Here is a 24389-nt window from a genome sequence, read left to right as displayed (position 1 = left end):
TCTTTTTCGTTGAAAAACGTGTGTAAACCCCGGATTCTCAGGGGATTGCGACGAAATATTCTTGCGAGGCGAGGGGCGATGCGTATTCTGCCCCCGACTTGTATGAGTCGTTTCAAACCGTATGAAAGGGGTGGAAACATGAACAAGAATGAACTCGTATCCGCGGTCGCCGAGAAGTCTGGCCTCTCCAAGACGGACGCAGCATCTGCTGTCGACGCCGTTTTCGAAACGATCCAGGGCGAACTCAAGAACGGTGGCGACGTTCGTCTCGTCGGTTTCGGCAATTTCTCCGTGTCGCGTCGTGAAGCTTCGAAGGGCCGCAACCTTTCGACCGGCGCCGAGATCGAGATCCCGGCTCGCAACGTGCCGAAGTTCTCGGCCGGCAAGGGCCTGAAGGACGCCGTCAACGGCTGATCCCAAACCAGTGCGGTAGCCCCAGGCATTTGAGCCCGGGGCTCGCATTGTGTCGCAGATCTGAAGTTCCGCAGCGTCCCGGACGCGTTCTCGCGACGCGCGGCGCCGCAGGGCAGAGCGGTCATCCACTCCGCCGCAAATCCTGAATTTCAGGCTCGGGGTCCGGTTCATCCGGGCCCCCTTTTGTTTGGCGGCTGTGCGTGTGGAACCGTCGCTGAAGTGTCATGCGCCTGTAACATGAAAGCCTCAGAACCGCCCGGTTCCAAGAAACCGGATTCCGGAGGATTTCATGAAAACCCGTTCCCTCACCGCGGCGCTGGCCGCGGTTCTCGCCGCATCGGTGGCCTCTGCCGCCAGCGCCGAGCCCGTATTCAATCGCATTGCGTCCTTCGCCGTTGCCGATAACCTGCCCGAGGGCAAGGACAAGGCGACGCCGACGTCGGCGGAAATCATCGCCGCCTCCGAAGACGGCAACACGCTCGTCTATTCCGACAGCCCGAACAAGGCGATCGGCATCATCGACATCACCGACGCCAGGGCCCCGAAGGCCGGCGGCTCCGTCACCTTCGAAGGCGAGCCGACATCCGTTGCCGTTGCCGCTGGCAAGGCGCTGGTCGCCGTCAACACGCGTGAAAGCTTCGTCAAGCCGTCGGGCGTGCTCGCCCAGGTCGATCTCGTCTCTAAAAAGATCGACGCGACCTGCGACCTTGGTGGTCAGCCGGACTCGATTGCGCTGAACAAGGACAAGACCCTCGCCGCCATCGCCATTGAGAACGAGCGCGACGAAGACGTCAATGACGGCGACCTGCCGCAGATGCCGGCCGGCGACCTCGTGATCCTGTCGCTGAAGGACGGTGTCGTCGATTGCGGCTCGATCAAGCATGTCGCGCTGACCGGTCTGGCCGAAGTCGCCGGCGATGATCCGGAACCGGAATTCGTTTCCTTCAACAGCCAGGACGAAATCGCCCTGACGCTGCAGGAAAACAATCATATCGTCATCATCGACGGCAAGACGGCGACGGTGAAGACCCATTTCTCCGCCGGCACGGTCAGCCTGGAAGGCGTCGATACCAAGAAGGACGGCGCGCTGAAATTCACCGGTGACGTGAAGGACGTTGCCCGCGAACCCGACGCCGTGAAGTGGCTGGACGATGACCGTCTCGTCGTTGCCAATGAAGGCGACTGGAAGGGCGGCGCGCGCGGCTTCACCATCTTCGGCAAGGACGGCAAGGTCCTCTATGAGAACGGCACTGCCTTCGAGCGCGAGATCGCCAAAATCGGCCACTATCCAGACAAGCGCAACAAGAAGGGCGTCGAGCCGGAAGGCCTTGAGGCCGCCAAGTTCGGCGACGACAATCTGTTTTTCGTGCTCGCCGAGCGCGCGTCGATCGTCGGCGTCTACAAGGACACGGGTGCAGAGCCGCAGCTTCTCCAGCTCCTGCCGTCGGGCATCGCGCCGGAAGGCGCCGTCGCCATTCCGGGCCGCAACCTTTTCGTGACCGCCAACGAGGCCGATCTCGTCGAGGACGGCGGTGCGCGTTCGCATGTCATGCTCTACGAGCGTGCCGAAGGCGAGGCGACCTATCCGCAGATCGTCTCCACCGAGAAGGACGGCGAGCTTATCGGCTTCGGCGCCCTGTCGGGCCTCGCTCCTGTCAAGGACAAGCCGGGCATGATCGTCGCTGTCAACGACAGCTTCTACGCCTCGCAGCCGACGATCTTCACGATCGACGCCACCGCCAAGCCGGCGAAGATCGTCGATGCGCTGCGCATCACCCGCAACGGTGCCGCCGCCCAGAAGCTCGACAGCGAAGGCCTGACGCCGGATGGCGAAGGCGGCTACTGGCTTGCCAATGAAGGCGATGCCGACAAGCTCGTCGGCCATGCCATCATCCACGTGACCGAGAAGGGCGAGATCGACAAGGAAATCGCCATTCCCGCCGAGCTGCGCGCCCACGAAAAGCGCTTCGGCTTCGAAGGCATCACCAGCGTCGGCGAAGGCGACGACCTAACGCTCTGGATGGCCGTGCAGCGCGAATGGGGCGACGACGAGAAGGGCTTCGTGAAGCTCGTCTCCTACAAGCCGTCGTCCAAGGAATGGGGCGCCGTTCACTATCCGCTCGAAAAGACGGAAAGCGGCTGGGTCGGTCTGTCGGAAATCGCCGCGAACGGTGACTACGCCTATATCATCGAGCGTGACAACCTGATCGGCCAGGCGGCCAAGCTGAAGAAGCTCTACCGCGTCGCCCTTGCCGATCTGAAGCCGGCCAAGCTCGGCGGCGAACTCCCGGTCGTCAAGAAGGAAGAGGTTCGCGACCTCATTCCCGACCTCAAGGCCACCAACGGCTATGTCGTCGACAAGGTCGAGGGTTTTGCCATCGACGCCGCCGGCAACGGGTTCGTTGTCACCGACAATGACGGTGTGGACGATTCCTCCGGCGAAACGCTGTTCTTCGGCATCGGTCCGATCAACGCGATGTAAGGATCCGCGATCCGGCGCCTTTCCTTGAGGGGAGGCGCCGGGCGGCGTATTGAAAGACGCGCAAATGAAAAGGCCGGGATCTCGCGGTCCCGGCCTTTTCGATTGTCGTACTGTTCAAACTAGCTGACGGCCTGCAGGGGACGGGCAGGTGCCACGCCGGCATCGTCCGCGCTCTTGTCGCGTTCCCGTTGCAGCTCGTCGGTCTTCTCGCTGAGACAGCGGATGATTTCCTTCATGTGCTGCTTCTGATCTTCGGTCAGAACGGCGAAGATCGCCTCGATCGTCTTGTGTTGCGGCTGCTGGGCGGCCGAGATGACGGTCCGGCCCATATCCGTAATCGAGACGATCTTGGCACGGCGGTCCTTCGGATCGGGATCGCGCTTGACCAGCTTGTCGCGCTCAAGACCATCGATCGCTTCCGTAACCGTACGGGGTGCGAAACCGAGGGCGCAGGCAATATCCGTCGACCGCTGAGGGCCCTGGCATTCGAGAAGAAGCAGGAACTTGCTGCGGGCGAGCGACACACCTTCGTCCATCATGCACTCATTCACCAGGCGGCTCACCTGATGGTAGAGTTTGAACATGCCTTGGGAGATTTCTATCGTGCTACTCATGAGGTGGAATATAGGTATTATGAGGTACCATGTCAAATGATCACGAAGCTTTTCGGATAATTTGATCATATATATTGAACGATCACTGTAAATGCGAACGGTCATGCTCCCGGCATTATTCTCGGCTTTTCGCTGCCCTTTTCGGGGTGGGGCGATTTTCCCTGCATAACGGCCCCCTTTGGCCCGCAAGCATTGACCCGGAGGAGGGGGGAGGCGATTGTCCGGCCATGCCTTTCCGCTTCATCCACACCGCAGACCTGCATCTCGATTCGCCGCTTTCGTCGCTGGCGCTGCGCAATGCCGAACTCGGCGATCTCGTGCGCGGTGCCACGCGCAAAGCCCTTTCGCGCATCGTCGATCTCGCCATCGGAGAGGCGGTGGATGCCGTCTTGATCGCCGGCGACCTCTATGACGGGGCGCAAACTTCGATGGCCACGGCGCTCTTCCTGATGGGCGAAATGCGGCGGCTGGAGACGGCCGGCATCCGCGTCTTCCTCATTCGCGGCAACCACGATGCGCAGTCGCAGATCACCCGCGAACTGACCTTTCCGCCCAACGTGCATCTCTTCGACGGGCGCGGCAAACCCGTCAAAGCCGGCGCGCTGGAAAACGGCCGGGACATCCATGTGCACGGCGTCAGCTTCGCCCAGCCGCACGCACCGGCCTCGCTGCTGCCGACGTTCCGCGCGCCGGTGGCCGATGCCGTCAATATCGGCATGCTGCATACGAGCCTTGCCGGCGGCAGCCGTCACGATCCCTATGCGCCGACAAGCGTTCCGGACCTTGTCGCCCACGGCTTCGACTATTGGGCGCTCGGCCATATCCACCAGCGGCGTGTGCATCAGGAGCGGCCGTGGATCGTCATGCCCGGCAATCCGCAGGGCCGCGACATCAATGAAGGCGGCGCCAAGGGCGTCACGCTCGCCACGGTCGGCGAGGATGGCGTGATCACCTGCGAGGAGCGTCCCGTCGCCGTCGCGGTCTTCGAGCGTCTTTCCGTCGATCTCTCCGGCATAGACGACTGGCACGGTATGCTCGATCGCACGGAAGCCGTGCTTTCCAAAGCCCGTGAGGCAGCAAACGGCGCCCATCTCGTCGCGCGCCTCGCCATGACGGGCGCCACCCCGCTCGCCTGGCGTTTGCGCCGCGATGAGGACCTGCTGCTCGGCGAGGTGCAGAACCTTGCCGCCTCGCTCGGCGAATGCTGGATCGAAGCGGTCGAACTCACCGTATCCGCATCGCTCGCCGACGCCGGTGCGGATGCGGGGCCGATCACCGAGCTGGCCCGGCTGATGCGGGAGGATGTTCTCGCGACCCACGCCTATCGCGCGGAACTGCGCGAGACGCTGGCGGATGTGCTGCGCCAGCTGCCCAAGGAGGCGCGCGGCCTGCTGGCGGGCGATGAGGCGGCGGAAGAGGCTTTGCTCTCCGACCTCGCGCTCGAGGGATCGGATACCGTGGTGGCGCGCCTCGGCGGTGGAGGCGAGAGGGCCTGATGCGTCTCGACCGTCTCGATCTCACCCGCTACGGCAAGTTCACCGAGCGCAGCCTCGATTTCGGCGCGGCGCAGCCGGGCAGGCCGGATTTCCACCTCGTCTACGGCCCCAACGAGGCCGGCAAGTCGACGCTGTTTTCCGCCTATCTCGACGTGCTCTTCGGCATCGAGCGCACCAGCGCCTACGGCTTCCTGCATCCTTATCCCCTGATGCGGGTCGGTGGCCGGTTTTCCGTCGGCGCGGAGCATCACGAAGCCTATCGCCTGAAGCGCAACCAGGCCACACTCGTCACCGCTGACGACCGGCCCTTGCCCGATACGCTTTTCGCTTCCGTTCTCGGCGGCATGGACCGCAATGCCTACCGCACCATGTTCTCGCTCGATGACGAAAGCATCGAAAAAGGTGGCGAGGACATTCTGAAGAGCGAAGGCGAACTCGGCGCCATGCTCTTCTCTGCCAGCTCCGGCCTCTCCGACATGGCGTCCAGCCTTGCCGCCCTGAAAGCCCAGGCTGACGAATTCTACCGCCCCGCCGGCCGCCGGCATGGGCTTTCCACATTGAAAGCCGAAATCGAGGCGCTCGCCGCCGAGCGCAAGGCGCTCGACATCGCCGCTCGCGACTACGGCATTCTGGTGCGCGAACGCGACGCCGCCACCGAACGCCATGACACGGCGACCGCGGCCCGGGCTGCGGCGCGTGCGTCCCTCCAACAGGCCGAACGCTGCCTGACCGCGCTGCCCTATCTTGCACGCCTGCGGGCGCTACGCGCGGAACTCGGCGCTTTCGACCTCGGCGAAACGCCGCCCGCGACCTGGCGCGGGCTGACGGGCGAGCTGGCCCGCGAGGAAGCGGAAATCGCGGCCCGCGCGGCGCGCGTGCTTTCAGAGCACGAGCGCTGCATGGCGGAACGGGCCGGGCTTTCGGAAGACAACGCGGTCTTTGCCGTCGAAGCAGACCTCGCCGCGCTCTCCGGCTCTGCCCTGGAGGCACGCTTCCGCACCGCCACGCTGGACCTCGCATCCCGTATCGCCGACCGCGACAGGCTGGTCGCGACGATCGCCGCAAACATCCTCGCCCTGGATCTGCCGGCGGAGACGAACCCTGCCGATATCCTGCTGCCCGCCGGCCTTGCCGAGCGGCTGACGAGCCTGCTTTCCCGCCGCGCGGCCCTTGCCGAGCGTCGGGAGGCCGCCCAACGCGAACTGAAGGATGCGCAAGAGGCGCGGGAGGCTGCGCGCGAAAAGGCGGAAGCCTTTGGCGGGGCGGAGGCAGTCGGCGATGACGAAACGCAATCGGCACTCTCCGCCGCCCTGCGCGCCGCCCGCTCCGGCGATCTTCCCGCACGCCTGCGGGAAAGCCGGCGCCTTGTCGCCCTTGCACGCCAGGAGGCGGAAGCGGCAAAGATGCGTTTGACGCCTTGGTCCGGCACGGAGGCCGCGCTGGAGGGCATGGCCGTGCCAACGGCATCGGTGCTGGAGGACCTGCGCCGGCGGCAGGAGGCTGCGGCGGAGACGCTTCGCCGGCACCGCGAGCAGGTCGTTGCGGCCGAGCGCGAAGCCGCGTCCGCCAAGGCGATGCTGACCGCGCTGGTGACGGCGACGGGTGCGGCGGGCGAAGAGCATGCCGGACAGCTCCGCGACCTGCGCGATGCGGCTTGGCAGGTCCATCTCGTCCGCCTCGACCGGGAGACGGCAGCCGCTTTCGAGGCGCGGATGCAGGACGACGACCGCGCCCGCGAGGCACGGCTGCGCAATGCCGACCGCCTTTCCGAAATCCGCCTGCTGGAACGCTCCGTTGCCGAAGGCGCCGCACGGCTCGATCTTCTGGCCGGCGAAACGGCCCGGTTGGAGAAGGCCATTGCGGATGTCGAAGCGGAGGTTGCCGCACGCGTCAAAAGCGCTGGCCTTCCGGATGACACCACGCTTCAGGACCTGTCCGCCTGGCTGGAGCGGCGTGCTCTCGCGCTGGAGAAGGCTGCTGCGCATGCCCGACAGGCGGTTGAAGCCGGACTTGTCGAGAATGAGGCGCGCGATGTCTCGGCCCGGCTTGCGCGCTTCCTTGAGGATGGCGTCGCGGTGGGGCCGACCTTCGAGGAAATCCTCTTCCTTGCCGAAGACAGGCAGGACGCTCTGAAAGCGCTACAGACGCAACGGCTGACGGCGACCGAGCGGCTTGCCCGTGCGACGGCGGATGTGGACGTGCGACGCAGGGCTGCCGACGAGGCGGATACTGCTGACACCGTGTGGCTGGAGGTCTGGCAGCAGGCAATCGCCGGTACATGGCTTGCGACGGATGCTGCTCCCGCTGAGCCCGAGCGCATCGCCGCTCTGCTGCCCGGATTGCAGGCTCTGGCGCAGAATGTCGAGCGCCGCGCCGAGCTTGATCACCGTATCGCGGCAATGCAGCGGGATCGGCAAGACTACGGCAATCATGCAAGCCGGCTCGCCGATGCGCTTTCGCAACCTTTCGATGCGGATGATCCGCTTGCCACCGTCGCCGCCATCGGCCGCCGGCTTGCCGAAGCGGAGACGGTGCGCGACCGGGCGAAGGTCATCGACGACATGCTGGTTCGGCTGGATGACGAGGAGAGGGGGCTCGCCGAGCGCCGCGCCGTGCTGACCGCGCGGCTTGGCGAAATCTTCGCCCTCCTCGGCTGTGAAAGCCTCGCGGAAGCCGAAATCCTGCTCGAAGCCCATCGGCAGCGCGATGACCTGCGCGGCCGCATTGCCGAAGTCGGGCGCGATCTCGTCCAGCAGATGCGCGTCGGCACCGTCGAAGAGGCGGAGGCGCTGCTGGCTGTTGTCGACGAGGCGCAGCTTGTGGCGGAAAAGGTCGATCTCGCCGCGCGGCTGGATGGTCTCGACAGGGAAGTCGAAGAGCAGCACGTCGCGCGGTCGCGGGCCGAGGAAGCCCTGGCCAAGGTCGCCGGCAGCGATGCGGCCGCGGTGCTGGAGGAGCGGCGGCGCACCGCCCTGGTGGATCTGGCGGAGAAATCGCGGCGCTACATGGCGACACGCGCCGGCATTCTCGCGGCCGAGCAGGCGCTGCGGCTCTATCGCGAGCGCCATCGCAGCGCGATGATGGAGCGCGCGTCGAAAACCTTTCGCGATATCACCGGCGGCGAATATGCCGGTCTCTCGACGATGCTGGAGAAGGAGGGCGAATTCCTTGTCGCCAATGCGGCCTCCGGCGCCTCGAAACTGGCGAAGGACCTCTCCAAGGGCACGCGCTTCCAGCTTTATCTCGCCCTGCGCGTCGCCGGCTATAACGAGATCGCCGCCAGCCGCGAGATCGTGCCCTTCATCGCCGACGACATCATGGAGACCTTCGACGACGGCCGCGCCCTCAATGCGCTCAGGGTGATGGGTGACATGGCGACGGGCGGACAGGTGATCTACCTCACGCACCACCAGCATCTCTGCGATCTCGCCCGCGAGGCCTGCCCCGACGTGACGATCCATCATCTCTGAGGGCTGAAACGTTTGTTATGGAAAGCAGACGCTAAGCCCTGAACTTGACTTGGCAGGGCGTAAATGGTTCTTGGCGCACCATCGGCATTGCTGCGAACCCTGCTTCGCGCCGTGCTCCGCCTTCGAAGAAACGGACGGGAATGACGGAAAGAACCGGCAAAGAGGCAAGGATGTGGGAGCGGGGTTTTGCGCCCGTCAGCTTCCTCGTGCTGCTCTTCACCGTGTTTCTCTCGCAGTTCTCGCTGCCGGGAGATGCCCCGCGCCACCCCCAGCGCACGGCCGCCGAAGGTGGTGTCGCGCCGTCGCCGCTGTCTGCGGCGGGTGATGAACTGTGGTTCCCGGCCAACGGTCATGCCGAACGGCGGATCGCCAAGGCGAAAACCGGTCTTCCCGAGGGCGATGGCGCCGGCAAGGCGCTCGTTCCCGGTGCCGGCCTTCTTCTCTACCCGTTCGAAGTCGTGTCGATTGCCGCCGCCGTCATTGTCGATGACAGCGCGCCCGCAACGGATCATCCTGCGTCCTTCCGCAGCCGCGCGCCCCCGGCTTTCGCTGCCTGAGGCCTTGTGGCGCCGATGCGCCGCGCCATTTGCTTGAAATTCCGATCCCACGGAAGGCGCCGGCTTTTGTCGCGCCTTTCCCGCAGTTGAAATGGAACAACCCCATGAAAACCTCCAAATGGGCATTGTTTGTCTCCGCCGCCATCATCCTGTTCGGGATGCTCGCGGCCGTGCCGAACGTGCTGACGCCTGAACAGCAGGCAAAATACGGGCGCTATCTGCCCGCCAACCCGGTCACCCTCGGTCTCGACCTGAAGGGCGGCTCGCACCTCGTGCTCGAAGTGGATTCCGCGGCACTGCGCAAGGCGCGCATGGATTCGCTGCTGAACGACACGCGCGCCATCCTGCGCACCGCAGGCGAGCGCGCCTCGGCCGCCCGCCTCAACGGCACGACGCTGACGATCACGCTGCCCGACCAGGCAGCCCTCGACAAGGTCCTGCCGGAAGTGCGCAAGCTCGCAGCGCCGACCTCGACGCTCGGTTTCGGCGGCGGTTCCTCCGATATCGATGTCGCCAACACCGACCTCGTGATCAACGTCACGCTGACGGAAGCCGGCGTCAACGAGCGCATGTCGGCCGCCGTCGAGCAGAGCCTTGAGATCATCCGTCGCCGCGTCGACCAGGTCGGCGTTGCTGAACCGCTCATCCAGCGCGTCGGCGGCGACCGCATCCTCGTGCAGCTGCCGGGTCTCCAGGACCCGACGCGCCTGCGCCAGCTGCTCGGCTCGACCGCGCAGATGAGCTTCCACATGGTCGACCAGACCGTGGACCCGAACGGCGTCGCCCCGCGCGGCGTGCTCATCCTGCCCGGCGCCAACGACAACAACAAATACGCTGTCGAAGAGCGCGTCGCGATCTCGGGCGACCGTCTGGCGGATGCCAAGGCCGGCTTCGACCAGCGCACGAGCGAGCCGATCGTCTCGTTCAGCTTCGATTCGACCGGCGCACGCCAGTTCGCGGAGATCACGCAGGCCAATGTCGGCAAGCCCTTCGCCATCGTTCTTGACGGCAAGGTGCTGACGGCTCCCGTCATCCGCGAGCCGATCATCGGCGGCCAGGGCCAGATCTCCGGCAACTTCAACCCGCAGGAAGCGACCGTCCTTTCGGCGCTCCTGCGCTCCGGTGCCCTGCCGGCACCGCTCACCATCATCGAAGAGCGAACCGTCGGCCCGAACCTCGGTTCGGACTCGATCCGCATGGGTCTCTATACCGGTCTCGCCGGCCTTGCGGCCGTCGTGGTGCTGATGCAGGTGCTCTACGGCTCCTGGGGCCTTATCGCCAATCTCGGCCTCGTGCTGCACACGATCCTGACGATCGGCCTGCTCGGCATTCTGGGTTCCACGCTGACGCTGCCGGGTATTGCCGGTATCATCCTCGGCATCGGCATGGCCGTGGACGCCAACATCCTCATCAACGCTCGTATCCGCGAAGAGACGGCGGGCGGGGCAGGCGCCATGAAGGCGCTCGATGTCGGCTTCAACAAGGCCTATGCGACCATCGTCGACGGCAACATGACGACCATGGTCGGCATGATCCTGCTCTTCATGTTCGGCTCGGGTCCGGTACGCGGCTTCGCGATCACCATGATCATCGGCCTTGCGATCTCGATGTTCACCTCCATCACCTTCGTGCGTTTCCTGATGCGCGAAGCCGTCATCGTGCGGAAGATGAAGAAGATCGAAATCCACTCGCTCTTCGGCCAAGTCTGGGAAATCCCGACCTTCTCCTTCATGCGCGGCCGCTATATCGCGATTGCTATGTCGGCCTTCATTTCGACGAGCTCGATCATCCTGTTCTTCACGCCGGGCCTCAACTACGGCATCGACTTCGTCGGTGGTATTCAGGTCGAGGCGACCTCCAAGACGCCGATCAACCTCGCGCCGCTGCGCGAGAAGATGGAAGGCCTGAACCTCGGCGAAGTGGCGCTGCAGGAATTCGGGCAGGGCACCTCGGTGCTCGTCCGCGTCCAGCGTCAGCCGGGCGGTGAAGAGGTGCAGACCGCAGCCCTTCAGAAGATCCGCGACGGCGTTGCCGAAGTGATCCCGGATGCGAGCTTCGAGCGCACGGAAGTGGTCGGCCCGACGGTTTCCACCGAGCTTGCCCGTTCCGGCTTCCTCGCCGTCGGTCTCGGCATGCTGGCGATTCTGATCTACATCTGGTGGCGTTTCGAATGGCACTTCGCCGTGGGCGCCATCGCGACGCTCATCCTGGATATTACCAAGATGATCGGTTTCTTCTCGCTGATGCAGATCGACTTCAACCTGACGGCCATCGCCGCCGTGCTGACGCTGATCGGTTACTCGGTCAACGACAAGGTGGTGGTGTACGACCGCATGCGAGAGAACATGCGCAAGTACAAGTCGATGCCGTTCTCCGATCTCATCGACCTGTCGATCAACCAGGTGGTCATGCGATGCATCTTCACCTCGCTCGCCGTCGCGGTCTCGCTGCTGCCGATGGCGATCTGGGGCGGCGATACGGTCAAGCCGTTCGCCTGGCCGATGCTGTTCGGCGTCATCGTCGCGACGACCTCGTCGATCTATATCGGCGGCCCGATCCTGCTCTTCCTCAACCGGTACTGGAAGGATCGCAGCGCAACTCGCACCGCCGGCACGCCGGCAGCGGAAGCTTGAAACCAGAACGGGCGCCCTTGAGGCGCCCGTTTCGTTTCAGGGAAAGCGTGCGGGACTGAACGTGTCGGCCCCGATGCCCTCGCGGGCCAGCGGCTCCGGCACCGGGCTTTCCGTCAGAAGGGCGGCGGCGAGACTGCCGAGGGCGGGCGAGGTGAGGATGCCGTAGCCGCCCTGGCCGGCGAGCCAGAAGAAGTTCTCGGCATCCCTGGCCAAGCCGATGACGGGCAGGCGGTCTGCGGAAAAGCTGCGCAGGCCGGCCCAGCTCTTGAAGATGCGGCGCACATTGAGCGTCGTCGCCTCCTCGACATAGTGGGCGGCATAGGCGACGTCGAGCTCTTCCGGTTGCACGTCGGCCGCTTCGCAGGGCGTGGCATCGGCAGGCGAGGCGAGCAGGCGGCCGCCTTCCGGCTTGAAGTAGAAGATTTCCTCCACCTCGTTGATTTCGGGCAGGCGACTGGCGTCGATGCCCTCGGGCAGGTCGACGGTGATGGCGGTGCGGCGATGCGGCACGATGCCCATGGGGGTGACACCGCAGAGCGACGCGACCGTATCCGCCCAGCCGCCGGCGGCATTCACCACCGTTCCGGCCGCGATCGTTTCTTCGTTCGTTTCAACGAGCCATTGATTGCCGACCCGGCGGGCGCCGGTCAGCTGGCGCTTTTCAAGGATCTGCGCCCCGTGGCGGCGGGCGTAGCGGGCATAAGCTTGCAGCAGGGCGTCCACCTCGATGTCCCAATAGTCCGGGTCGAAATAGGCGGCTGCGGCATAGGAGGGCTTCAGCATGGGCGCGCGGGAAAGCATCGTGGCTTCGTCCAGCCATTCGACGGCGATGCCCAGCGCCTTTGCCTGCTCGAAGCGCTCGCGCACCAGCGTCGCCTTGTCCTCGGTGCCGAGGATGATGCTGCCGCGCTCGATGAGCAGCGGCACATCGGCAAAACCGGCGGGCGGTTCCATCAGGAAAGCATGGCTGGCGCGGGCGAGCGCATTCACCAGCGGTGCATTGTCCCGCAACGTGAATTCCGCCGCCGAACGGCCGGTGCTGTGATAGCCGAGCGCGTCTTCTCGCTCCAGCACGACGACGGAGCGGTGGGGGCTCAGGAAATAGGCAAGCGAGATGCCGGCAATGCCGCCGCCGATGATCGCGATGTCGAAAGTCTGCATGGTCCCCTCCGGTGTGCTGAGGAAATAGGCCTAAGCAAGCCGGTGGCATTTTTCAAATTTATAGCAATGACGACCGATATCAGTTCGATTGATGCGGCTCGCCCCAGCGCCACGGTGGCACATCGGCGACATGGCTCAGAAAGGCGCGTTCGGCCGGGTTGAGCGCGGAGCCGGGATTGGTGATGCGAAAGGTCTCCGCCACCGGCAGGTCGTCATAGGGCGGCAATTGCCAGAGTTCGCCGGCGGCCAGTGCCGCGCCGGTCAGGTGCGCCGGCAGCATGCCGATGCCGGCATTGGCAACCACCAGCCGCAGCACTTCCTCCACGTTGAAGGCCAGCGCACGGACCTGCTGGCCGAAGGAGCCGACGGCCCGCACGGCCGTCACCGGCCCCATATGCGGCCCGCCCAGCACATCGGCGAGGAAGCTGACATAGGGTTCGCCGCGCAGATCCTCCGGTCGGGCGTCGCGCGTACCGAACAGACGGTGTGCGCGGCCGCAATAGAGCGCATAGCGTTCGTAACAGAAGGGCGCTTTCTCCAAACCCTCCGGGATGATCCCGTCGGAGAGGCCGAGTGTCGCGACGCCGCGCTCCACCGAGCGGATGACGTCCGTCGTCGTCTCGACGGTCACGCCCACGGTGACGCGCGGATGCAGCCGGAAGAAATCGGCGATCGCCCGATCCCAGGCCGGGTTCATGGCGTGGCTGACGGCGTGGATGGTGATATGGCCCGACACGTCTTCGCCGGAAGGCTCCATGGCCTCGGGCAGGCGCACGATGGCGGAAAAGATATCGTGGCAGAGCGCATGCAGCCGCTCGCCGGCCTCGGTGAGTTCGAAGCGGCCGGGGCTGCGATCGATCAATCGATGGCCGACGGATTGCTCGAGCCGCTTCAGCGCCATGCTGACGGCGGGCTGCTGAAGAAGCAGGCGGTTCGCCGCGCGGGTGATCGAGCCTTCCTCCACCACGACGACGAAGGTGCGCAGCAGGTTCCAGTCGAGGTTGTGGGCAAAGCGTTCGAGGCGATTTATCGGCATGCGTGTAGTTAGGATGACAGCGCAAGGAGAGGCAAGCGAAGCCTGCTTTGCGCGGTCAAGAATGTGATCGCCGGCCGTGTTTTTTCGCGGAACCAATTCCGTTTCCGACGCATTGGGCACCCTGAAAGAAGGGGAAATGCCATATGTGGGAACGGTTTAGCACCAGCGGGCTCGCGGGGTCCTATGTGGATGACATGCTGGCGTCGGGCGTAGAAGCGCGCATGGATTTTCGGCCGCGACGGGCACTCGACCCGTTTCCCTTTCTCGTCAGTCCGATTGAGGATGAGGAGGCCGAGCCATTCATCTCGACCGCCTACCGCATGACGAAGAGCGTCGGGAACGCCCGGCCCGGTTCGTGATGCCGGAAACGAAAAGGGGCGGCCGAAGCCGCCCCAAAATCCTTATTTCATCGTGTAGATATCGATGGAAAAGTATTTGTCGTTGATCTTCTTGTAGGTGCCATCCTCGCGGATTTCCTTCAGGGCGGCGTTCAGTTTTTCGCGCAGGTCGTTGTCTTCCTGGCGGACCGCGATGCCCACACCTTCGCCGACGAACTTCTTGTCGGTGATCGGCTCGCCGATCAGCTCGCAGCAGGCCTTGCCGTCATCGTTCTTGGTAACCCAGTCGAGCAGCGGGATCATATCGCCGACCTGAAGGTCGAGGCGGCCGTTCGCCATGTCGAGGTTCACTTCGTCCTGCGTCGGATAGAGCTTGAGATCGGCATCGGGATAAACGGCGGCGGCGTAGTCGGCCTGCGTCGTGCCGCCCTGGGCGCCGATCGTCTTGCCCTTCATGCCCTCATTGGTGAAATCCGTGATGCCGGAATTCTTCGGTGCGGCATGGGTCATCGCGGCAAGATAGTAGGGGTCGGTAAAGTTGACCTGCTTCTTGCGCTCTTCGGTGATGAACATCGAGGCGATGATCATGTCGTATTTCTTGGCGAGAAGGCCCGGAATGATGCCGTCCCAATCCTGGCCGACGACTTCGCATTCCACCTTCATCTTCTCGCAGAGCGCAAGGCCGATCTCGACGTCGAAGCCACCGAGCTTGCCGTTGGAATCCTGGAAGTTGAAGGGCGGGTAGGCGCCCTCCGTGCCGATCTTCAGCGTCTCGGCGGAAGCGGCTGCGGAAAGGAGGGTGGAGCCTGCCAGCGCCAGTGCGAGCAGCATTTTTTTCATGGTCGTTCCCCTGTTGTTGTCGTGACCGATGGGGAACGGTAGCGCGAGGTTGCGCATAAACGAAATAGATAGACCTGATGTCGGCTATCATTTCCGTTTATGCGCTCGCATTGATTTACCAGCGGTGCTGAACGTGCGGCGCGACGAGCCGGTAATAGATCTCGCGCGTCGCTTCCATGACGTCTTCCGGGATCGCGGGCAGGCCGGCGGCCTTGGCATTGGCCTCGGCCTGCTCAGCATTGCGGGCACCGGGAATGACGACGCTGACAGCATCCGCCATCAGGATCCAGCGCAGCGCGAAGGCCGCCATGGTCTGGCTCGCCGGCACCAGCGCGCGGATTTCCTCGACAGCCTGCAAGCCGGTCTCGAAGGGCACGCCGGCAAAGGTCTCGCCGACATCGAAGGCATCGCCGTTGCGGTTGAAGTTGCGGTGGTCATCGGCGGCAAAGGCCGTCTCGCGGGTGATCTTGCCGGAGAGCAGGCCGCTGGCCAGCGGCACGCGGGCGATGACGGCGACCTGGCGGCGGGCGGCTTCCTTGAAGAACAGCGCCGCCGGGCGCTGGCGGAAGATGTTGTAGATGATCTGCACGCTGACCACGCCGGGATATTCGATCGCCTTCAGCGCTTCCTCGACCTTCTCGACGCTGACGCCGTAGTTGGCGATCTTGCCGGCGGCCTTGATCTCGTCAAGCGCGTGGAAAACCTCCGGGCGGTAATAGACGTCGGTCGGCGGGCAATGCAGCTGCACGAGGTCGAGGCGCTCGACACCGAGGTTTTTCAGGCTGCGATCGATGAAGCCTTCGAGATTGGCCTTGGTGTAGCCATCGGCGACATGCGGCGAGAGCCGGCGGCCGGCCTTGGTGGCGACCATCGGGCGCTGGCCGCCGCGATCCTTGAGCACATCGGCGATGATCTTTTCCGAGCGGCCATCGCCATAGACGTCGGCGGTGTCGATGAAGCTCATGCCGGCATCGAGCGCGGCATTGAGCGCGGCGTGGCCATCGGCCTCGCTGACATCACCCCAGGCGCCGCCGATCTGCCAGGCGCCGAAACCGATATCCGTGGTGGTAAAACCCGTGCGGCCGAATTTGCGATGTCTCATGAAAATGTCTCCCGGCAAAAATTGATGTGCCGGGAGGTAGCACTCCGCATGGGGGCGGACAAGGAAATCGCTTGCGCCGATCGCTCAGGCGGGAGTGATTTCTACCAGATAGAAGGCGCTGCGTTCTCCTGCGGCCAGCACGTCGGCTTTCTCCGAGCCGCCGAGCACCAAGGCATCGAGCGGCTGGAGGCCGATGAGGCCTTCCGTGGTGGATACGCCGAGTGGTTCCAGCGCCAGCAGCAGGCGTTCGCCTGACGATGCCGGAAGCGCCGTTGAGCCCGTGACGACATGATGTGTGAGCGTGTGGCCGAAGACACCGCGCCGCGTCATCACGTTGAGATCGGTGATCGGGCCACCAATCAGGCGCGCCGTGGTGGGCGCGTCGGCCGGGAAGGGCAGTGGGGCGGAGGCCGGCGTCAGCAGCCGGTCGCCCAGACCCTCGATGGAGAGATCCATGCCCTCGCCGGAAAGCACCGCCAGCGTGCGGTCGATGCCGGGAAAGACCGAGAACGGCCCGTCGCTCGCCACCGTCGCCATGCTGACGCGCCAGCCGAAATCCGAAAGGCTTGCGCCTTCCGGATGCACGATCACCTCGACCGTCTCGCCGCCGCCGTTCTTCCACGGCATGCGGCGATGGTCGGCGTTGCGAAGGAGCTTCGCCATCAGTTGCCCAGGATACCCGGCAGGCGCAGGCCCTTTTCCTTCGCGCAATCGAGCGCGATGTCGTAGCCCGCATCGGCGTGTCGCATGACGCCCGTTGCCGGGTCGTTCCACAGCACGCGGCTGAGGCGTTCGGCGGCCGCATCCGTGCCATCGGCGCAGATGACGACGCCCGAATGCTGCGAGAAGCCCATGCCGACGCCGCCGCCGTGGTGGAGCGACACCCAGGTCGCGCCAGAGGCGGTGTTGAGGAGCGCGTTGAGCAGCGGCCAGTCCGACACGGCGTCCGAACCGTCCTTCATCGATTCCGTCTCGCGGTTCGGCGAGGCGACGGAGCCGGAGTCGAGATGGTCGCGGCCGATGACGATCGGGGCCTTGAGCTCGCCGTTCCTGACCATCTCGTTGAAGGCGAGGCCGAGGCGATGACGATCACCGAGGCCGACCCAGCAGATGCGTGCCGGCAGGCCCTGGAAGGCGATGCGTTCGGCGGCCATGTCGAGCCAGTTGTGCAGGTGCTTGTTGTCAGGCAGCAGTTCCTTGACCTTGGCGTCGGTCTTGCGGATATCTTCCGGATCGCCCGAAAGCGCAGCCCAGCGGAACGGACCGATGCCGCGGCAGAACAGCGGGCGGATATAGGCCGGCACGAAGCCGGGGAAGGCGAAGGCGTTTTCCAGGCCTTCTTCCTTGGCGACCTGGCGGATGTTGTTGCCGTAGTCGAAGGTCGGGATGCCCATGTCCTGGAAGGCGATCATCGCCTCGACATGCTCGCGCATGGAGGCGCGGGCGGCCTTTTCGACGGCCTTCGGGTCGCTTTCGCGCTTTTCCTTCCACTGAGCCATCGTCCAGCCCTTCGGCAGATAGCCGTTGATCGGGTCGTGGGCAGACGTCTGGTCGGTGACCATGTCGGGGCGAATGCCGCGACGGACCATTTCCGGCAGGATTTCGGCGGCGTTGCCAAGCAGGCCGACGGACTTGGCTTCACCGGCCTTCGTCCAGCGGTCGATCATCGCCAGCGCCTCGTCGAGCGTCTCGGCCTTTTCGTCGATGTAGCGGGTGCGCAGGCGGAACTCGATCGAGTCCGGGTTGCACTCGACGGCAAGGCACGAGGCGCCGGCCATGACAGCGGCGAGCGGCTGGGCGCCGCCCATGCCGCCGAGGCCGCCGGTCAGCACCCACTTGCCCTTGAGGTCGCCATTATAATGCTGGCGGCCGGCCTCCACGAAGGTCTCGTAGGTACCCTGAACGATGCCTTGGCTGCCGATATAGATCCACGAGCCGGCCGTCATCTGGCCGTACATGGCAAGGCCCTTCTTATCCAGCTCGTTGAAATGATCCCAGGTCGCCCAGTGCGGCACGAGGTTGGAGTTGGCGATCAGGACGCGCGGGGCATCCTTGTGCGTGCGAAAAATGCCGACGGGCTTGCCGGACTGCACGACCAGCGTCTCGTTTTCTTCGAGATCGCGCAGCGAGGCGACGATCTTGTCGAAATCCGCCCAGGTGCGGGCAGCGCGGCCGATGCCGCCATAGACGACCAGTTCATGCGGGTTTTCCGCAACGTTCGGATCGAGGTTGTTCATGAGCATGCGCAGCGGCGCTTCGGTCATCCAGCTCTTGGCGGTCAGTTCGGTGCCGGTGGCGGCGCGCACGTCGCGGATGTTGTGGCGAGGATTGGCGGTCATTGGCTGTTCTCCCGGTTCAGCGTGTCAGGGTGGAGGCAAGCGCCTCGATGCGTTGCAGGATGTCTTTGAGAGGAATGCGGAGCTTTGCGGCCTTCGTCTCGTCGAGATCGAAGGGCGGAACCTCCGTGGCAAGGTGGCTGACCTGTGCAAGCTCCATCTGGATCGCGTGCACGCCGGTCTCCGGCTTGCCATAGTGGCGTGTCGTCCAGCCGCCCTTGAAGCGGCCGTTGAGGATGCTGGTGTAACCTTCGGCCGAAGCGCAGACCTCGTAGGTCGCCGTTTCGATCGCCTTGTCGCACGTGCGGCCCATATCGGTGCCGACGTTGAAATCCGGCAGCCGGCCTTCGAACAGGAAGGGGATCAGCGAGCGGATCGAGTGGCAATCGTAGAGGATCGCCACGCCGTGGATCGCCTTCACGCGCTCGATTTCGGCGGCGAGGGCCGCGTGGTAGGGCGCGTGGAAATCGGCGAGCCGATAGGCGATGTCGGCTTCGGTCGGTGCCTCGCCATCCTTCCAGATCGGCGTGCCGTCGAAATCCGTTTCCGGAACGAGGCCCGTCGTGTTCTGGCCGGGATACAGGCTGACGCCTTCGGGATCCCGGTTGGCGTCGATGACATAGCGGTGGAACGTGGCGCGCACGGTCGTCACGTTGGGAAGCAGGCCGTCATAGAGGCGTTCGATATGCCAGTCCGTATCGGCAAGGATGCGGCCGTTGTCATCAAGGCGCGCCCAGATATCGGCCGGGACATCCGTGCCGGTATGCGGGAAGGCGAGAATGACGGGCGAGGTGCCCTGATGGGTTTCGAAGACCGCCACCTTATGCCCCCAGCACCGGCAGGATGCCCTTGGAGACCGAAGCGGCCAGCGCACCCGAGGTGACGAAGGTGCCGGCGCTCGCGAGGTCCGGCGCCATGTAGCGGTCCTCTTCCAGCGTGGCGACGACGGTGCGCAGTGCCGCGATGACCTTCTGCAGTTCCGGGCTGGTGACGAGCGGGGCGCGGAACTCGATGCCCTGGGCTGCGGCAAGCGCTTCGATGCCGACGATTGCGGAAAGGTTTTCCGTCATGCGCAGCAGGCGACGGGCGCCGTGGCAGGCCATGGAGACATGGTCTTCCTGGTTGGCGGAGGTCGGTGTCGAGTCGACAGAGGCCGGATGCGCCATCTGCTTGTTTTCGCTCATCAGCGCCGCCGAGGTGACTTCCGCGATCATCAGGCCGGAATTGAGGCCCGGCTTCTTGGCGAGGAAGGCCGGCAGGCCGAAGGACAGCGCCGGATCGACGAGCAGCGCGATGCGGCGCTGCGCGATCGCACCGACTTCGCAGACGGCGATGGCGATCTGGTCGGCGGCGAAGGCGACGGGTTCGGCGTGGAAATTGCCGCCCGAGACGACGCTGTTGTCTGAGAGGACGAGCGGGTTATCGGTGACGGCATTGGCTTCGATTTCGAGCGTGCGGGCAGCCGAGCGCAGGAGATCGAGGCAGGCGCCGTCGACCTGCGGCTGGCAGCGGATGCAATAGGGATCCTGCACGCGCTCGTCGCCGGTGATGTGGCTGTCACGAATGACGGAGCCGGAAAGCAGCGCGCGAAGCGCGGCGGCGGCGTCGATCTGGCCCTGGTGGCCGCGCAGCGTGTGGATATCGGGATGGAAGGGTGCGGAGGAGCCCATCGCGGCGTCGGTGGAGAGGGCGCCGGTGACGAGGGCGGCCTGGGCGGCGCGGTGCGCACGGAACAGACCGGCGAGCGCCAGCGCGGTGGAAACCTGCGTGCCGTTGATGAGGGCAAGGCCTTCCTTGGCGGCGAGAACGACGGGCTTCAGGCCCGCCTTGGCGAGGGCTTCGCCGCCGCGCAGGCGTTCGCCGGCATAGAAGGCTTCACCTTCGCCGAGCATTGCCGCGGCCATATGGGCGAGCGGTGCGAGGTCACCGGAAGCGCCGACGGAGCCCTGTTCCGGGATGACCGGGATGACGCCCTTGGCCTGCATGGCCTCGAGAAGACGGACGATCTCGATACGCACGCCGGAAGCGCCGCGGCCGAGCGAGATCAGCTTCAGCGCCATGATGAGGCGCACGATGTTTTCCGACAGCGGTTTGCCGACGCCGCAGCAATGCGACAGGATCAGGTTGCGCTGGAGCGTGGCGACATCGGCGGGCGCGATCTTGATGGAGGCGAGTTTGCCGAAGCCGGTGTTGATGCCGTAGACCGGCGCGTCGCCGGCGGCGATTTCCGCGATGCGGGCGGCGGCCTTTTCGATGCCGGCGTCGAAGGATGCGTCGAGCCTGGTGGCTTCGCCGGTCCAGTAGATGGTTTCAAGGGTTTTCAGGGGCACGGAGCCCGGGTGAAGCGTGATCGTCATGTTTATTCCCCGATGCAGCGCTCGGCTGCGCAAAGATTGATCAATGTCCGCTGCGGATCCGGGCAAACATGGGATTGAAGCCCATGCGATAGACCAGTTCCGCCGGCCGGCCGATGTCCCAGAGGACGAAATCGGCCCACTTTCCAGCCTCCAGCGTCCCCACCTCATCGACCAGGCCGAGCGCGCGCGCGGCTTCGCGCGTCGTGCCGGCGATGCATTCCTCGACGGTCATGCCGAAGAGGGTTGCGGCCATGTTCATGGTGAGGAGGAGGGAGGTCAGCGGCGAGGTGCCGGGATTGCTGTCGGTGGCGACGGCCATTTTCACGCCGTGCTTGCGGAAAAGATCGATCGGCGGCTTCCTGGTTTCGCGGATGAAGTAGAAGGCGCCGGGCAGGATGACGGCGACGGTGCCGGCCTTGGCCATGGCGGCCGCACCCGCATCGTCGGTATATTCAAGGTGGTCGGCCGAAAGCGCGCCATACTCGGCGGCAAGCGCTGCGCCATGCAGGTTGGAAAGCTGGTCGGCATGCAGTTTCACCGGCAGGCCATGCGCCTTGGCGGCATCGAAGACCCGCTTCATTTCATCGGTCGAGAAGGCAATGCCCTCGCAGAACCCGTCGACGGCGTCGGCAAGGCCCTCGGCTGCGACGGCGGGCAGCATCTCGCCCACGACCTTGTCGATATAGGCGGTCTTGTCGCCCTTCATTTCCGGCGGCAGCGCATGCGCCCCGAGGAAGGTGGTGCGCACGGTGATGTCGCGCTCATCGGCGACGCGACGGGCGGCGCGCAGCGATTTCAATTCGTTTTCCGTGTCGAGGCCGTAGCCGGATTTCAGCTCGACCGTCGTCACGCCCTCTGACATCAGCGCATCGAGGCGCGGCAGCGTCTGGCGCACGAGATCGTCCTCGCTCGCTTCCCGCAAGGCCTTGACGGAGGAGACGATACCGCCGCCGGCCCGCGCGATCTCCTCATAGGAGGCGCCGGCAAGGCGCAGTTCAAATTCATGGGCGCGGTCGCCGGCATGGACGAGGTGGGTGTGGCAATCGACGAGGCCGGGGGTGATCCAGCGGCCTTCGCAATCCACGCTTTCGGCAGCGGAAAATTCGGCGGGAAGATCGGCCTCGGGGCCGGCATAGGCGATGCGGCCGTCAACCACCGCAATGGCGCCGTTCTCGACGATGCCGAGACCCGGCAGGCTTTCCTTGAGCGTCGCGAGCCGTGCATTGCGCCAGACGCGGGCCGTGTCCTTTTCCGTTGCCGTCATGGTGATTGCCTCTTCCCTGTGATGGGGATAATGTATATACATAATCGAAAGGGACGCAAGAGCCATTTTTGAACGGCGGCGTCGATTGTATGCAATCGGGAGAGGGAGACGGGCCATGGTCGTTATTCACGCAAAACAGGCGCTGCTCACGGGCGGCTGGGCGAAGGACGTGCGGATCAGCCTCGACGGCGGCCGCATCGCGGCATTGGAAACGGGCAAGGCCGCAGCAGCTGGCGACGAGCGCCACGACACGATCGTCGCGGGCATGCCGAACCTGCACAGCCACGCCTTCCAGCGCGGCATGGCGGGCCTTGCGGAAATGCGCGGCCCCGGCAGCGATTCGTTCTGGAGCTGGCGCAATGTCATGTACCGTTTCGCGCTGTCCATGACGCCCGACGATGTCGAGGCCGTCGCCGGCCAGCTCTATGTGGAAATGCTCGAAGCCGGTTTCACCCGCGTCGGCGAGTTCCACTATCTGCATCATGACAAGGATGGCGGGCACTATGGCGATATCGCCGAGATGGCCGCGCGCATCGCATCGGCCGCCTCGGCGACGGGTATTGCGCTGACACTGCTGCCGGTCTTCTACGCCCATGCCGGCTTCGGCGGTACGGCGCCGGGCGAGGGGCAGCGCCGCTTCATCAACGACCGCCAATCCTACGGCCGCCTGCTGGAGCGCTGCCGGTCCCTGACGAATGCGCTGCCGGAAGGCATCACGGGCGTCGCGCCGCACAGCCTGCGCGCCGTCACGCCGGAGGAGCTGACCGACGTCGTCGCCATGGCCGGCGACACGCCTGTTCATATCCACATTTCTGAACAGGTGAAGGAAGTGGAGGACAGCATCGCCTGGTCCGGCCATCGCCCGGTCGAATGGCTGTTGGACAACCAGACGGTCGACGGCCGCTGGTGCTTCATCCACGCCACGCATATGACGGAAGCCGAGACGCGCGGCATGGCTGAAGCCGGTGCCATTGCCGGCCTTTGCCCGATAACCGAGGCCAATCTTGGCGACGGCACCTTCCCGGCGCCGGATTTCTTCGCGGCCGGCGGCCGTTATGGTGTCGGCTCGGATTCGAATGTGCTGATCGGCCTGCCGGATGAACTGCGCCAACTCGAATATTCGCAGCGCCTCTTCCACCGCGCCCGCAACGTGCTGGCCGCACCGGGCGGCTCGACGGGCCGCGCGCTCTTCGACGGCGCACTGATCGGTGGTGCCGCCGCCCTTGGTGCCGAAACGGGCATCGCGGCAGGTAACGTCGCCGATTTTGTCAGCGTGAAGGCCCGCCACGGCCTCGATCTCGAGAGCGATGCGCTGCTCGACGGCTGGATCTTCGCCAATGGCGCCGAGGTCGATTGCGTCTGGGTTCATGGCCGCAAGCAGGTGGAGGGCGGCCGCCACGTGGCGCGCGCGGCGATTGGCCGGCGCTTCACCGCGACCATGCGGGCGCTGGCCGAGGCTTGAGCCCGCCTTGAAAGACGTTATGACTTTGCCACCGGGCGATTCCGCGCCCGGCAAGCCGGAGGCGACCATTTCCACCGACGAGGACAAAAGCGTGGTCGAGGCCAAGGAGCCCTCGCTGCACCGCCGCATCCTGGAGGATGTGGAGGGCAAGATCCTGTCGGGCGAGTGGCCGCCGGGCCATCGCATCCCCTTCGAGCACGAGCTGACCGAGCAGTATCAATGCTCGCGCATGACGGTGAACAAGGCGATCACCGAGCTCGTCAAGCGCGGCTTGATCGAGCGCCGCCGCAAGTCTGGCAGCTATGTCACGCATCCGCATGCCCAGTCCGCCGTGCTGGAAATCCACGATATCCGACTCGAAGTCGAATCGCTTGGTTTGCCCTACCGTTACGAGCGGCGCGTGCGGCTGAGCCGTGCCGCCAAGGCGGCCGACCGTCGCCTGATGGAACTCGCCGAACAGGCCCGCCTCGTCGAGATTTCCGCTTTGCATTATGCCGGTGCTCAACCCTTCTGCCTGGAGGAGCGCCTTATCAACCTCGCGGCGGTACCTGACGCCGCAAACGAGAGTTTCGAGGACACCGCGCCGGGGGCCTGGCTGATCAGCCAGGTGCCGTGGAGTGCCGCCGAACACCGTATCCGCGCGGTCGGCGCCGATGCCCGCACCGCCGAGCTTCTGGCGATCGCACCCGGCACGCCCTGCCTCGTCGTCGAGCGCCGCACCTGGAGCGGCGGCGTCTACATCACGCATGTGCGGCTGACCTATCCCGGCGAGAAACACGAACTCGTCGCCGAATTCGCCCCGAGCCATCCCAAGCAGGCCGTCTGAG

19 protein-coding genes are annotated in these 24389 nt (G+C 65.0%); 9 read left to right on the top strand and 10 right to left on the bottom strand.

What is annotated here, in order from left to right:
• Positions 1–138: 138 nt before the first annotated feature.
• Entirely contained in the window at positions 139–414 is a 276-nt protein-coding gene (hupB, locus tag ACOZK4_RS06000; RefSeq protein ID WP_023516583.1) for a DNA-binding protein HupB, read from the top strand.
• Positions 415–703: 289 nt separating this feature from the next.
• The gene (locus ACOZK4_RS05995) at positions 704–2896 is read left to right on the top strand and encodes an esterase-like activity of phytase family protein (protein ID WP_421591019.1); all 2193 of its coding nucleotides are present in this window, start codon (positions 704–706) and stop codon (positions 2894–2896) included.
• 119 nt (positions 2897–3015) lie between these two features.
• Here ACOZK4_RS05995 and ACOZK4_RS05990 read toward each other — a convergent pair whose 3' ends face one another.
• Positions 3016–3480 (bottom strand): MarR family winged helix-turn-helix transcriptional regulator, encoded by a 465-nt coding sequence (locus tag ACOZK4_RS05990; RefSeq protein ID WP_421591018.1) that lies wholly within the window; start codon positions 3478–3480, stop codon positions 3016–3018.
• Positions 3481–3737: 257 nt separating this feature from the next.
• Here ACOZK4_RS05990 and ACOZK4_RS05985 point away from each other — a divergent pair, with 257 nt between their 5' ends.
• From ACOZK4_RS05985 to secD, 4 genes are all read left to right on the top strand, one after another.
• Positions 3738–5006 (top strand): metallophosphoesterase family protein, encoded by a 1269-nt coding sequence (locus tag ACOZK4_RS05985; RefSeq protein ID WP_421591016.1) that lies wholly within the window; start codon positions 3738–3740, stop codon positions 5004–5006.
• The gene (locus tag ACOZK4_RS05980) at positions 5006–8476 is read left to right on the top strand and encodes an AAA family ATPase (RefSeq protein ID WP_421591015.1); all 3471 of its coding nucleotides are present in this window, start codon (positions 5006–5008) and stop codon (positions 8474–8476) included. Before ACOZK4_RS05985 ends, ACOZK4_RS05980 begins: the two co-directional genes overlap by 1 nt.
• A gap of 140 nt (positions 8477–8616) precedes the next feature.
• Positions 8617–9033, top strand: a complete 417-nt coding sequence (locus ACOZK4_RS05975; RefSeq protein ID WP_421591013.1) for a hypothetical protein — start codon at positions 8617–8619, stop codon at positions 9031–9033.
• Between the two features lie 104 nt (positions 9034–9137).
• Entirely contained in the window at positions 9138–11666 is a 2529-nt protein-coding gene (gene secD / locus ACOZK4_RS05970) for a protein translocase subunit SecD (protein ID WP_421591012.1), read from the top strand.
• Between the two features lie 36 nt (positions 11667–11702).
• Here secD and ACOZK4_RS05965 read toward each other — a convergent pair whose 3' ends face one another.
• On the bottom strand, positions 11703–12827 hold the full coding sequence (locus ACOZK4_RS05965) for an NAD(P)/FAD-dependent oxidoreductase (RefSeq protein WP_421591011.1): 1125 nt from the start codon (positions 12825–12827) through the stop codon (positions 11703–11705).
• Between the two features lie 79 nt (positions 12828–12906).
• Entirely contained in the window at positions 12907–13863 is a 957-nt protein-coding gene (locus tag ACOZK4_RS05960) for a LysR family transcriptional regulator (RefSeq protein ID WP_421591009.1), read from the bottom strand.
• Between the two features lie 143 nt (positions 13864–14006).
• Between ACOZK4_RS05960 and ACOZK4_RS05955 the strand changes: the two genes are divergently transcribed.
• Positions 14007–14222 carry a hypothetical protein gene (locus ACOZK4_RS05955; protein WP_421591007.1) on the top strand — a complete coding sequence of 72 codons (216 nt, stop codon included), beginning with the start codon at positions 14007–14009 and terminating at the stop codon, positions 14220–14222.
• Between the two features lie 42 nt (positions 14223–14264).
• On the opposite strand, the gene ACOZK4_RS05950 is transcribed toward ACOZK4_RS05955, so the two are convergent.
• The 7 genes from ACOZK4_RS05950 to hutI form a co-directional block, all read right to left on the bottom strand.
• Positions 14265–15041, bottom strand: a complete 777-nt coding sequence (locus tag ACOZK4_RS05950) for an ABC transporter substrate-binding protein (protein ID WP_313531783.1) — start codon at positions 15039–15041, stop codon at positions 14265–14267.
• A gap of 115 nt (positions 15042–15156) precedes the next feature.
• On the bottom strand, positions 15157–16143 hold the full coding sequence (locus ACOZK4_RS05945; RefSeq protein ID WP_421591005.1) for an aldo/keto reductase: 987 nt from the start codon (positions 16141–16143) through the stop codon (positions 15157–15159).
• A gap of 84 nt (positions 16144–16227) precedes the next feature.
• Positions 16228–16806 carry a HutD family protein gene (locus ACOZK4_RS05940; RefSeq protein WP_421591004.1) on the bottom strand — a complete coding sequence of 193 codons (579 nt, stop codon included), beginning with the start codon at positions 16804–16806 and terminating at the stop codon, positions 16228–16230.
• On the bottom strand, positions 16806–18482 hold the full coding sequence (hutU, locus tag ACOZK4_RS05935) for a urocanate hydratase (RefSeq protein ID WP_421591003.1): 1677 nt from the start codon (positions 18480–18482) through the stop codon (positions 16806–16808). The genes ACOZK4_RS05940 and hutU overlap by 1 nt, the downstream gene beginning before the upstream one ends.
• 16 nt (positions 18483–18498) lie before the next feature.
• Positions 18499–19299 carry an N-formylglutamate deformylase gene (gene hutG / locus ACOZK4_RS05930; RefSeq protein WP_421591002.1) on the bottom strand — a complete coding sequence of 267 codons (801 nt, stop codon included), beginning with the start codon at positions 19297–19299 and terminating at the stop codon, positions 18499–18501.
• 1 nt (position 19300) lies between these two features.
• A complete protein-coding gene (hutH, locus tag ACOZK4_RS05925) occupies positions 19301–20836 on the bottom strand; it encodes a histidine ammonia-lyase (protein WP_421591001.1) in 1536 nt (511 codons plus the stop codon).
• Between the two features lie 40 nt (positions 20837–20876).
• Positions 20877–22100 (bottom strand): imidazolonepropionase, encoded by a 1224-nt coding sequence (gene hutI / locus ACOZK4_RS05920; RefSeq protein ID WP_421591000.1) that lies wholly within the window; start codon positions 22098–22100, stop codon positions 20877–20879.
• Positions 22101–22215: 115 nt separating this feature from the next.
• Here hutI and ACOZK4_RS05915 point away from each other — a divergent pair, with 115 nt between their 5' ends.
• Entirely contained in the window at positions 22216–23562 is a 1347-nt protein-coding gene (locus ACOZK4_RS05915; RefSeq protein ID WP_421590999.1) for a formimidoylglutamate deiminase, read from the top strand.
• 91 nt (positions 23563–23653) lie between these two features.
• Positions 23654–24388 (top strand): histidine utilization repressor, encoded by a 735-nt coding sequence (gene hutC, locus ACOZK4_RS05910; protein WP_421591212.1) that lies wholly within the window; start codon positions 23654–23656, stop codon positions 24386–24388.
• Position 24389 lies beyond the last annotated feature (1 nt).

The organism is Shinella sp. M27, from assembly GCF_049199905.1.
In the GTDB taxonomy this organism is placed as follows: Bacteria; Pseudomonadota; Alphaproteobacteria; order Rhizobiales; family Rhizobiaceae; genus Shinella.
This window is presented reverse-complemented; position numbering and strand designations above follow the sequence as displayed.

Coding starts and splice junctions, on each gene's coding strand:
- hupB (WP_023516583.1), top strand. CDS start 139: ATGAACAAGAATGAACTCGTATCCGCGGTCGCCGAGAAGTCTGGCCTC.
- ACOZK4_RS05995 (WP_421591019.1), top strand. CDS start 704: ATGAAAACCCGTTCCCTCACCGCGGCGCTGGCCGCGGTTCTCGCCGCA.
- ACOZK4_RS05990 (WP_421591018.1), bottom strand. CDS start 3,480: ATGTTCAAACTCTACCATCAGGTGAGCCGCCTGGTGAATGAGTGCATG.
- ACOZK4_RS05985 (WP_421591016.1), top strand. CDS start 3,738: ATGCCTTTCCGCTTCATCCACACCGCAGACCTGCATCTCGATTCGCCG.
- ACOZK4_RS05980 (WP_421591015.1), top strand. CDS start 5,006: ATGCGTCTCGACCGTCTCGATCTCACCCGCTACGGCAAGTTCACCGAG.
- ACOZK4_RS05975 (WP_421591013.1), top strand. CDS start 8,617: ATGACGGAAAGAACCGGCAAAGAGGCAAGGATGTGGGAGCGGGGTTTT.
- secD (WP_421591012.1), top strand. CDS start 9,138: ATGAAAACCTCCAAATGGGCATTGTTTGTCTCCGCCGCCATCATCCTG.
- ACOZK4_RS05965 (WP_421591011.1), bottom strand. CDS start 12,827: ATGCAGACTTTCGACATCGCGATCATCGGCGGCGGCATTGCCGGCATC.
- ACOZK4_RS05960 (WP_421591009.1), bottom strand. CDS start 13,863: ATGCCGATAAATCGCCTCGAACGCTTTGCCCACAACCTCGACTGGAAC.
- ACOZK4_RS05955 (WP_421591007.1), top strand. CDS start 14,007: ATGTGGGAACGGTTTAGCACCAGCGGGCTCGCGGGGTCCTATGTGGAT.
- ACOZK4_RS05950 (WP_313531783.1), bottom strand. CDS start 15,041: ATGAAAAAAATGCTGCTCGCACTGGCGCTGGCAGGCTCCACCCTCCTT.
- ACOZK4_RS05945 (WP_421591005.1), bottom strand. CDS start 16,143: ATGAGACATCGCAAATTCGGCCGCACGGGTTTTACCACCACGGATATC.
- ACOZK4_RS05940 (WP_421591004.1), bottom strand. CDS start 16,806: ATGGCGAAGCTCCTTCGCAACGCCGACCATCGCCGCATGCCGTGGAAG.
- hutU (WP_421591003.1), bottom strand. CDS start 18,482: ATGACCGCCAATCCTCGCCACAACATCCGCGACGTGCGCGCCGCCACC.
- hutH (WP_421591001.1), bottom strand. CDS start 20,836: ATGACGATCACGCTTCACCCGGGCTCCGTGCCCCTGAAAACCCTTGAA.
- hutI (WP_421591000.1), bottom strand. CDS start 22,100: ATGACGGCAACGGAAAAGGACACGGCCCGCGTCTGGCGCAATGCACGG.
- ACOZK4_RS05915 (WP_421590999.1), top strand. CDS start 22,216: ATGGTCGTTATTCACGCAAAACAGGCGCTGCTCACGGGCGGCTGGGCG.